Origin of the sequence: Pseudomonas sp. TR47 (assembly GCF_044143025.1) — a bacterium.
GTDB classification, from domain to species: Bacteria; Pseudomonadota; Gammaproteobacteria; order Pseudomonadales; family Pseudomonadaceae; genus Aquipseudomonas; species Aquipseudomonas putida_E.
This window is the reverse complement of the sequence record NZ_JBHFCS010000089.1, coordinates 1-231: the sequence shown is the minus strand read 5'-3', so window position 1 is coordinate 231 and position 231 is coordinate 1. Positions and strand designations below refer to the sequence as shown.

Genomic DNA, 231 nt, shown 5'->3' with positions numbered 1-231 from the left:
ACGATCAAGACCCTATATAGGTCTGTAGCTCAGTTGGTTAGAGCGCACCCCTGATAAGGGTGAGGTCGGCAGTTCAAATCTGCCCAGACCTACCAATATGCGGGGCCATAGCTCAGCTGGGAGAGCGCCTGCCTTGCACGCAGGAGGTCAGCGGTTCGATCCCGCTTGGCTCCACCACTTCTGCTTTACCTTGATCAAACTCAGAAATGAGCATTCGCGTCGAATGTTGAT

2 tRNA genes are annotated in these 231 nt (G+C 53.7%); both read left to right on the top strand.

Annotated features, from left to right (window positions below):
- Window positions 1-18 precede the first annotated feature (18 nt).
- A tRNA-Ile gene (locus ACEWE8_RS26155) sits at window positions 19-95 on the top strand.
- Window positions 96-101: 6 nt separating this feature from the next.
- Window positions 102-177: transfer RNA gene (locus ACEWE8_RS26150), tRNA-Ala, on the top strand.
- Window positions 178-231 lie beyond the last annotated feature (54 nt).